Here is a 9,933-nt window from a genome sequence, read left to right as displayed (position 1 = left end):
GAGCAACGGCGTACCGGGTGAGCGGTCGACCGAGGACGGTTAGGGGAGGGGGGTTAGGCGGATTGCTTCTCGTTCTCGGTCGGGGAGGAGTTCGAGGCGGCGGCCCGCTACGGCTACGTCGCGGGGTAGGGAGCGGCGGGCGGCGACGTCGAAGGGGAGGTCGACGGGGGACGCGTCGGCTCCCTGCCGGTAGAGCAGGAGCCAGTCGCCGTCCGGGAGGCCGGACCCGCCGGCCACCGGAATCCGTACCCGCCAGCCGGCGGACACCTCGGCCGGCAGTTCGAGATCGGGCGGAAGCACCTCGTTCGGGTCCGCGCCGGTCCGCTGGCGCAGCACGATCCGCAGGTCACCCCAGTCGTGCTGACCGCCGGGCAGCTCGCCGAGGAACAAGAGCATGCCGTCGGCCAGTTCGGCGGCATGCACCACCGGACCCGGTGGCAGCACCCGCAGCGCCAACACCTCGTCGTCGGTCGGGCGGGCGAGCACCTCCACCTCGCCGACGGTCTGCCGCGCACCGGTGAAGCCGGCGGCCACCGGCAGTTCCCACGCCCCGCCGTCCGGGTCGGCGTAGGCCACCCGCCACCCGGCGCCCACCTCGCCGACCAGGGGTGACCAGTGCGCCAGCCCGGAGGCGGCGACCAGCTCGGCAACCGGGATCCGGGCCGTCCAGCCCACCCCGCACGGCGACGACCCCGCCCCAGCCCCGACCGACGCGGCCTCGACCGAACCGCCGTCGGCGGGCTCCACCGGGTACGAGCGCCAGAGAACCCCCGCGGTACGGGCGAGCCGGAGCGTCGCCCCCGCCGGACGGGTCAGTGCCCGCCCCTCGACCAGCAGCGTGTTGCCGTCGATCCGGGTACCGGTGACCCAGGCCTGCGGCCGTTCCACCCGCAGCCGCAACCCCGCTCGGTGCGGGTAGGGAACGACCCGTACCCCGTCGGCCACCCAGCGGGCCGGCAGCCCGGGCCGGGCGTCGCCGAGGCCGAGCGTGCGCCGCTGCGGTCCACCGGGATTGACCAACGCCACGTTGAACACCCACTCGCCGGCCCGCCAGCCGTCCCGCCCGGCCAACCGGCGCGGGTCGACCACCGCGGAGAACCCGGACCAGCCGTACGGCACCGAGCTGGGCGCCTCGGCCACCCGTCGGGGGCGGCTCGGCAGGCGCAGGATCCGTCGCCGGCCGGTGGCCTCACGCAGCCAGAACACCCGGGCGGTGGCCCAGGGTTGGGCCGCGCCACGGGCCACGTCGTACGCCAGGCCGCGTACGTGCAGCCGGCCGTCGACCCAGCGTGCCTCGTGCACCTCGGTCCGTACTCCCGGGCCGAGTTGGAACAGTCGCCGGGGCGCGGCCGGGTGACCGGCGTCGAGCAGCGGCAACCGGAGGTAACGTCCCCCGCCCCGGCGGACCACCGGCGGGGTGGCGTCGAGCCGGCTCGCGGCCGCCACTTCGACCAGTTCCGGCAGGGCCCGCGCGCGGGCCAGGTGCCAGGCCACCCGCAGCCGCGCGACCAGCCGGTCGAGCACCCGCTCGTCCACCCGGCTCAGGTAGTCGGTGGCCAGGTCGCGGAAACGCTCCCGGTACGCCTGGTCGACGTCCGGCAGCAGGTCCAGGAAGATGCGCAGGTCGTTGACGAGCGTGGTCTCGTCGTACCAGTCCTTGAGCTTGCGGTCGAGTGCGGCGAGGGACCGGCTGGCGCTGTCGACGGCGGCGAACCGGTCGACCAGGTTGCGCACCTCGTGCTGCCGCTGGGTGATCGACAACTCGGCGCCCGGCTCACGCTGGCGCCAGTAGTAGACCGGCAGGTCGAGCACGTCCACCGAGCCGGCCAGCGCGTACGCGGGCACGGTCAGCGGGATGTCCTCGTAGCGCACCCCCTCCGGGAACCGCAGCCCGTGCTTGTCCCAGAACGAGCGACGGAACACCTTGTTGCAGGCCAGTCGGTCGTAGACCAGGTTGCGCTGCGCCTTCAGGCTGGTCCGCAGGGCGGTGATCCGGTGCGTGCCCCGGTGCAGCGGCGACTGCCGCAGGCCGCGCGAGGTGAGCAGGGCGACGTTGCCGGAGGCGAAGTCGGAGCCGGTCTGCTCCAGCGCGCCGACCAGCAGCTCCAGCGCGTACGGCGGCAGCAGGTCGTCGCTGTCGACGAAGGTCAGGTAGTCACCGGCGGCGGCCTCCACCCCGGTGTTCCGGGCGGCACCCAGTCCCCGATTTTCCTGCCGGATCAGCCGGAACCGGTTGTCGGTGCTGGTGTACCGCTCGGCGATCTCACCACTGTCGTCGGTGGACCCGTCGTCGACCAGCACCACGTCCAGGTCCGGGTACGTCTGCCCGGCGATCGAGTCGAGACACTCGACCAGGTAGCTACGTACGTTGTAGATCGGTACGACGACGGTGATCAACGCGCCCAACCCCGGCCTCCCAGGCACCCGTGTCAGCCGGGCTCGCCGAGCAGCGTACGGCGTACCACCCGCTCCGCGGCCCGGCCGTCGTCCAGTACGCAGAAGCGGGCCCGGAAGTGGGCGCGGGCCTTGGCCGCGGCGTCGTTGTCGACCGCACCGGCGCGGAACAGGTCCAGCAGGTCCGGGAAGCTCGTCGCGACCGCACCCGGCGGTTCGGCGGTCACGTCGAAGTAGACCCCGCGGGCAAGCCGGTACGCGTCCCAGTCCGGGGCGTAGATGACGATCGGCCGGTCCAGGGTGCCGTAGTCGAACATCGCCGACGAATAGTCCGTGACCAGCACGTCTGCGGCGAGGTAGAGGTCCTCGACGGACGGGTGGGCGCTGACGTCGCGTACCCGGCCGGCGGCGCTGACCTCGGCGGCCACGTCCCGGTCGTGGAAGTAGTGGCTGCGCATCAGCAGCCGGCCCTGCGGGCCGAGCGCCTCCACGAACTCGGTCGGGTCGAACGGCGGCCGGTAACCGGGCAGGTGCTCCCGGTGGGTCGGCGCGTACAGCACCACCAGGTCGTCGGGGGCGAAACCGAGGTCGGACCGGATCGCGGTGACCTCGTCGGCGGTGGCGTTCGCCAGCCGGTCGTTGCGCGGGTAGCCGGTGTTCAACGCGACGTAGTTCGCCGGGTAGGCCCGGTCCCACATCTGGGTGGAGAAGGTGTTCGAGCTGATGCTGAAGTCCCACCGGTCGATCCGGCGCAGCAGCTTCGGGAACTCCATCCCGACCGCGCCGGTCGGGTACCGCTGCTGGTCCAGCCCCATCACCTTGACCGGGGTGCCGTGGTGGGTCTGGATGTGCACCGAACCGGGCCGCTTGACCACGAAGTCCGGGAAGTTGACGTTGTTGATCAGCCACTTCGCCCGGGCCAGCGCCCGGTAGTAGGCGGGCGTGCCGGCGACGACGTACTCCACGCCGGGCGGCAGGCTCGACACCCGGTCGCGGCGGACCACGAAAACGCCCCGGATGTGCGGGGCCAGCTCACGGGCCTTGGCGTGGATCGCCGCCGGGTTGCAGGCGTAACCGCGGTACCAGTAGGCGGCGTACAGGGCCAGCGACCGGTCCATCGGAAACCGCAACTGGGCCTGGTAGTAGCCGCGCAGGACCGCGTCCCGGCCGAGCCGGGCGGATCGCCGGGCCGGGGGCACCACCGCGCGTCGGGCCGCGCCGACACCGTCGCGCAACCGGCCCCGGACCAGATGCGCCGTACGCAGGGCGCTGAACGTACGCCACTTGCCCTCGGCCACCAGCCGGTGCTTGAGCCCCTCGGCGCCACCCGGCACCGGGTAACCACCCGGCGGCAACCACCGCTGGTAGTCGGCGTGCATCCGGGCGAAGAACGCCGGCCGCAGCTTCGGCCCGATCCGGTCCCCGTTACCGAGGATGGTCAGGTAATGCCAGATCATCCGCCGGAAGAGCACCGGGCGCAGGTCGTCGACCTGCGGCGCCCACTCGTCCACCAGCTCGAACACCCGCTGCCAGTGCGGGAAGACCTCGAAGTGTCGGTCCCCCTGGGTACGGGTGATCGCACCGGACCGGCGCTGCCGGTAGTTGACGCAGACCAGGTCGAGCACGCTGATCCGCTCCGCCGCGAGCACCAGCGGGTACGTGAACGACACGTCCTCGTACCAGCCGGGACCGAACCGGAGCCCGAGGTCGACCAGGAAGTCCCGCCGGACCAGCTTGTTCCAGGCGGTGTGCAGCAGGCCGATGAGTTCCGGCCGCTGGCGCAGGCTGAACGTGGTCGCGCCGGGCGAGGTCGGGAACAGTTCCCGCATCGCGCTGCCGAGCACCGCGTTGTCCCAGTACGACCGGACGTGGTCGACGATCAGCAGCTCCGGGGAGGTTTCCCGCAGTCGCCGGGCCACCGCCGGCAGGCAGTCGGGGGCCAGCCAGTCGTCGCTGTCGACGAACCAGACGTACTCACCGGTGGCGCGGTCGAGGCCGATGTTGCGCGCCTCGCCCAGACCCACGTTCTCCGGCAGCGACACCACGGTCAGCCGGGGGTCGCGGGCGGCGTACTCGGCGAAGATCTCGCCGCTGCTGTCCGGGGAGTGGTCGTCGACCCCGATCACCTCGATGTCGGTGAACGGCTGCCCGAGGATCGAGTCGAGGCATTCCCGCAGGTAGCCCTCGACCTTGTAGGCCGGCACGACGAAGCTGATCAGGGTCATCGGTTCCGCTCCTCCCCGGCCGCCATGGCGGCCCGGCCGTCGACACCCCGCCCGGCGCCGGGCGTACGGCGGGTCGGTGCGGCCGGCAGCATCCACCCGCTGACCGCGCCCAGCGTCAGGATCACGAAGAGGTACCCGGCCAGCGTCGCTTCACCCGCGGCGGCGACTCCCGCCAACACCACCGCCACCAGCAGCAACAACCGCCCGTCCCAACCCAGTCCGTACGGCCGCAGTTCGGGCGCCGCGCCGCGCTTCTCCAACCGGGCGGTCAGGTCGTAGTGGTGCAACGCCAGCACGAAAAGCAGTGCGAAGGTCACCGGGCCGGGGATCCCGGCGGCCACGTCGATGGCGATGACGAACAGGTACTCGGCGGCCCGCAGGGCGGCGGGCACCAGCCAGTCCAACGGCCGGTTGTGTGACCTGCCGGCCGGCAGCCCGGCGGCGAGCACGGCCACCAGCCCGGTCACCAGCACCGCGACGCGTACCCCGGTGTCACCCAGTCCGGCCAGCGCCAGCCCCAGCAGAGTGGCGCTGGCGGCGACCGCGAGCACGGCGAGCGGCAGCGGCCCGGCCCAGCCGGGCAACCGGCGACCGAGGTTGCCGAGCCAGCCGGCGATCGGACCGTCGTCGCGGTAGAGCGTGGTGTCGACCCGGCCGAGCACCGAAACCCGCATCGACCGGGCCCGTACGGTGCGCAGCGCCAACGTGTACGCCGCCGCCAGCCCGCCCCAGACCAGGACCGCGACCAGGCTCACCAGCGGGTTGAACAGAGCCACGGTCAGCGCGATCAGCGCCCACCGCTCCCCGATCGGGAAGACGACCGTGCGCTTGAGCCAGTACGACAGCGAACCCGTGTCGGCCTGCACCCGGTTCGACGCCTGGCTGAGCCGGCCACCGAGCCCACCACCGGACGCGCCGGACGGATTCGGGCGGCGGGCGGCCTCGTCGTGCAGGGCGCCGTACCAGGTGTCGGTCATGTGCCTGGCGGTCTGCAGGGTCAGCGCGGCGATCGCCAGCGTCCAGCCGTTGCCGAGTCCGGCCCGGTCGACACCGACCGCCAGACCGGCGTAGACGACGTACTCCTTCGCCCGGTCGGCCATCGTGTCCAGCCAACCACCCCAGGGGCTGAACTGCCGGGTGTACCGGGCCAGCTGCCCGTCCACGCAGTCGAGCACGAAGCCGAGGTAGAGCAGGATCGCGCCGAGCACCGCCGCCGGGCGGCCGCCGTACCCGAACAGCGCGGCGGCGGCCAGCGCGAACAGCACCGACAGCGCGGTCACCCCGGTCGGGCCGAGCCCCACCCGGGCGGACAGCTTCGTGACGTACGGCGACCAGGTGCTGACGAAGTACGTGGTGAAGAAGTCGTCCTTCTCCTTGACCGACAACCGCAGCTCGGCCTTGTCCTCGTCGACCGAGTTGATCGCCGACACGGCGGCGTCGACGGTTTCGGCGTCGGTGGCCCGGTGCGCGACGAGCAGGCGTACCCGATGGGTGAAGATCGTGGTGTCGGTGCCGGTCAGGGCCGCGAACACCCGGTCCGACGCGGACGTCGGGCCGGGCTGCCCGGCGGCGGAACGGGCGGCGGCGGCGAGCGCCGGCAGGTCCTCGACCCCGACCCGGACGGCGCCGCCGAAGGTACCGGTCGCCTCGGTGAACCGGCCGGCGGCGAGGCCGGCGGCGACCACCTGGCCCCGGTCCTCCCGGAGCACCGCCTGACCGGCGGCGGCGGAATCGGTCAACACCAGCGCCACGGTCGGGCCGACCGGGCTGGTGGCGAGGTGCCGCAGCACCGCGGCGTGCGCGACCAGGTCGTCCGCGCAGAGCAGGACCGGCTCGGTGGCGTGTTGGGCCACCGCGGCGACCTCGGCCGGCTCGGCGGTGACCACGACCTGCCGGGCGCCGGCCCGGCCGAGCTGGTCGCGCAGCCGGTCGACCGGCGGTACGCCGTCGACCGGCTGGGCCTGACCGGGGTACGCGGAACGGGTGAGGATGACGGCCAGCGTCACGTCCGGACCACGTTGTTGTACGCGTCGAGCGCCTCGCGGACAGTGCCGTCGATCTCCAGCTTGCCGGCGTTGAAGTAGAGCCCCCGGTTGCAGAACCGGGTCAGGTCGCTCTCGTTGTGCGAGACGAGGACCAGCGAGCGCCCCTCACCGAGCATCCGCTCGATGGTGGTGTAGCACTTCTTGCGGAACTCGGTGTCGCCGACCGCCATCACCTCGTCCATCAGCAGGATCGGGTGCTGCAGGTGGGAGATGACCGAGAAGCCCAGTCGCACCTTCATACCGGACGAGTAGTGCCGTACCGGGGTGTCGATGGCCCGCTCCACCTGTTCCCCGGCGAACGAGACGATGTCGTCGAAGTGGGTCTTCAGGTACTGCGAGCTGAGCCCGTGCAGGGACCCGACCAGGTGCACGTTCTCCCGGCCGGTGAGGTCGTTGGAGAAGCCGGCGGAGAGCTCCAGCAGGGGCGCCACCTCACCGCGTACGGTGATCGTGCCCTCGTCCTGGATCAGCACCCCGGCGATCAGCCGGAGCAGGGTGCTCTTGCCGGTGCCGTTCTTGCCGATGACGCCGACCGCGTCGCCCGGCTGGACCTCGAACGACACGTTGCGCAGCGGCCAGAACTCGTTCGCCTTCGGCTGCCGGCCGCCCCGGTGGATGAACATCTCCCGCAGGCGCAGCTGACGCCGCCGGCCGCGGACGAATTGGATGCCGAGGTCGTGCGCCTCGATGATCGGCTTGCTCACTACAGCTCCTTGAGCACGGCGGGCTCGAGCCGGCGGAAGACCCACCAGCCGCCGAAGAACAGCACCAGGCTGCCGACCACCGAGGTGGTGAGCAGTCCGGCGTCGGGGAATTCCGACGGGTACCAGATGGCGCGGAACAGCTCGAAGATGCCGACCAGCGGGTTCAGCTCGTAGATCGTCCTCACCCAGCCCGGCATGCCGGATTCCTGGACGAGCTGCAACGGGTAGATGATCGGGGTGCCGTAGAAGAGCAGCCGGGTGAACAGCCGCATCAGCCGGTCCACGTCGCGCAGCAGCACGTTCAGCGACGACAGCAGCAGCGCGACGCCGGTGAGCAGGATGGTCTGCAGCACCACCGCCAGCGGCAGCGCCAGCAGCTCCCAGCCGAAGTGCAGCTCACCGAAGTACGCGGCGAGCACGACCAGCACCGGCAGGCCGGCGACGTACTCGGCGAAGCGGCCGATAACCCGCCCGATCGGGAAGACCTCGCGGGGCACCTTCATCGTGGTGATCAACCGGGCCTGCCCGGTGAGCGCGCTGGTGGCCTCGCTGATCGCGGAGTTCGTCCACATCCAGGCGAAGATGCCGGTCACCAGGAACAGCGGGTACGAGTCCTTCGCCGGGCCGGCGTGGTTGCTGGTGCCGTACAGCACACCGAAGACGAACCAGTAGATGGCGCCCATCGCGAGCGGCTCGAGCAACGACCAGAAATAGCCGAGGAACGACTGCTGGTACTTGACCGCCAGATCCCGGCGGACCAGCAGCCGTAACGCGTTGCGATGGCTCCACACACCCGCGACGCTCGTTGTCATGGCCGCCTTCCCGAACCGGAAAATGATCGAGGGCGGCTGCGCCGGAAGGACAAACCGACGCGTCCGGTACGGATCACGTGTCGACCTCTCCCGGTCACCGTCCGCGACCGCCCTAACAGCTATTGTGCTCCCGCGTCTCGTGCCGGAATCTCGGACACGGCACCCGGACCGCGGCTGCGGGCCCCGCCAGGGCGGGCCGCTGACGCGCCATAGGTTAGCAGTCGGTCAGCACGCTCGGTAGGCGGTGCCGGGCCTGCGCGAGCGCTGCTGAGCGCGGATCCATCTACCCTCAGCACTCGATGACATTGACCGCCAGCCCACCCCGCGCGGTCTCCTTGTACTTGACCTTCATGTCCGCGCCGGTCTCCCGCATCGTCTTGATGACCTTGTCCAGGGAGACCGTGTGTACGCCGTCCCCGCGCAGCGCCAGCCGGGCCGCGGTGATCGCCTTGATGCTCGCCACCGCGTTCCGCTCGATGCACGGGATCTGCACCAGCCCGCCGACCGGGTCGCAGGTCAGGCCCAGGTTGTGCTCCATGCCGATCTCGGCCGCGTTCTCCACCTGTGCTGGGGTGCCGCCGAGCGCCTCGGCCAGCCCCGCCGCCGCCATCGAGCAGGCCGAACCGACCTCGCCCTGGCAGCCGACCTCGGCTCCGGAGATCGAGGCGTTCTCCTTGAACAGCACCCCGATCGCCGCCGCGGCGAGCATGAAACGGACCACACCGTCCGGCGACGCGGTGGCGACGAACCGGGTGTAGTAGTGCAGCACCGCCGGGATGATGCCGGCGGCTCCGTTGGTCGGCGCGGTGACCACCCGGCCGCCGGAGGCGTTCTCCTCGTTGACCGCGAGCGCGAACAGGGTGACCCAGTCCATCACCCGAAGTGGGTCCTCCGACCCACCGGTGCCCGACCAGCCGGCCCCGCGTTCGGTCGCCAGGGACCGCCGCAGCTCGGCCGCCCGCCGGCGCACCTTGAGCCCGCCCGGCAGCACCCCGTCACGGTGGCTGCCCCGCTCGACGCACTCCTGCATCACCCGCCAGATCTCCAGCAGGCCGGTACGGATCTCGTCCGCGCCGCGCCGGGCGCGCTCGTTGGCGAACATCACCCCGCTGATCGAGAGCCCGGTCTCCTCGGTCACCTTGAGTAGTTCCGCGCCCGTACTGAACGGGTACGGCACCCGGGTCGGGTCGGGCTTGATCCGGTCGGCACCGGCCGCCGCCTCGTCGACCACGAAACCGCCGCCGACCGAGTAGTACGTCCGGTCCCGTACCGCCTCGCCGGTCTCGTCGTACGCGGTGAAGGTCATCCCGTTCGGGTGGAACGGCAGCGCCCGGCGGCGGTGCAGCACCAGGTCACGGGCCGGGTCGAAGTCGATGGTGTGCGCACCGAGTACGGCCAGCCGCCCGGTTGCCCGGATCTCGGCCACCGCCGCGTCCACCCGGTCCGGGTCCACGGTCTCGGGTGCCTCACCGGCGAGCCCGAGCAGGACCGCCCGGTCGCTGCCGTGGCCGTGGCCGGTGGCGCCGAGCGAGCCGAAGAGTTCGGCGTGGATCCGGGCGGTGCCCGCGAGCAGCCCGTCGGCCTTGAGCCCGGAGACGAACGTACGCGCCGCCCGCATCGGCCCGACCGTGTGTGAGCTGGACGGCCCGATCCCTACCGTGAACAGATCGAAGACGCTGATCATCGATCCTCCTCCCGCTGCTCGCTCTGCCGCATCCGGCTCCGTTGCCGTCGGTCAGGCCAGCACCGAGCG

6 protein-coding genes are annotated in these 9,933 nt (G+C 71.8%); all 6 read right to left on the bottom strand.

Going from position 1 to position 9,933, the window contains the following annotated elements; all coding sequences use genetic code 11:
* Positions 1 to 39: 39 nt before the first annotated feature.
* Positions 40 to 2,406 (bottom strand): glycosyltransferase family 2 protein, encoded by a 2,367-nt coding sequence (locus AB0J90_RS10665; protein ID WP_363594337.1) that lies wholly within the window; start codon positions 2,404 to 2,406, stop codon positions 40 to 42.
* A gap of 23 nt (positions 2,407 to 2,429) precedes the next feature.
* Positions 2,430 to 4,619: a bifunctional glycosyltransferase family 2 protein/CDP-glycerol:glycerophosphate glycerophosphotransferase gene (locus AB0J90_RS10660; protein ID WP_363594335.1), complete on the bottom strand. Its 2,190-nt coding sequence runs from the start codon at positions 4,617 to 4,619 to the stop codon at positions 2,430 to 2,432.
* Positions 4,616 to 6,544: a DUF5941 domain-containing protein gene (locus tag AB0J90_RS10655; protein WP_363594400.1), complete on the bottom strand. Its 1,929-nt coding sequence runs from the start codon at positions 6,542 to 6,544 to the stop codon at positions 4,616 to 4,618. Before AB0J90_RS10655 ends, AB0J90_RS10660 begins: the two co-directional genes overlap by 4 nt.
* A 77-nt stretch (positions 6,545 to 6,621) precedes the next feature.
* Positions 6,622 to 7,368 carry an ABC transporter ATP-binding protein gene (locus AB0J90_RS10650; protein ID WP_363594333.1) on the bottom strand — a complete coding sequence of 249 codons (747 nt, stop codon included), beginning with the start codon at positions 7,366 to 7,368 and terminating at the stop codon, positions 6,622 to 6,624.
* Complete coding sequence (locus AB0J90_RS10645; protein ID WP_363594331.1) at positions 7,368 to 8,180, bottom strand: ABC transporter permease; 813 nt, start codon at positions 8,178 to 8,180, stop codon at positions 7,368 to 7,370. Before AB0J90_RS10645 ends, AB0J90_RS10650 begins: the two co-directional genes overlap by 1 nt.
* Before the next feature lie 289 nt (positions 8,181 to 8,469).
* Positions 8,470 to 9,864, bottom strand: a complete 1,395-nt coding sequence (locus tag AB0J90_RS10640; protein ID WP_363594329.1) for an L-serine ammonia-lyase — start codon at positions 9,862 to 9,864, stop codon at positions 8,470 to 8,472.
* Positions 9,865 to 9,933 lie beyond the last annotated feature (69 nt).

It is taken from the genome of Micromonospora sp. NPDC049523 (assembly GCF_040676775.1).
Lineage (GTDB): Bacteria > Actinomycetota > Actinomycetes > Mycobacteriales > Micromonosporaceae > Micromonospora_G.
The sequence above is the reverse complement of the archived record's forward strand: the minus strand, read 5'-3'. Positions and strand labels throughout refer to the sequence as shown.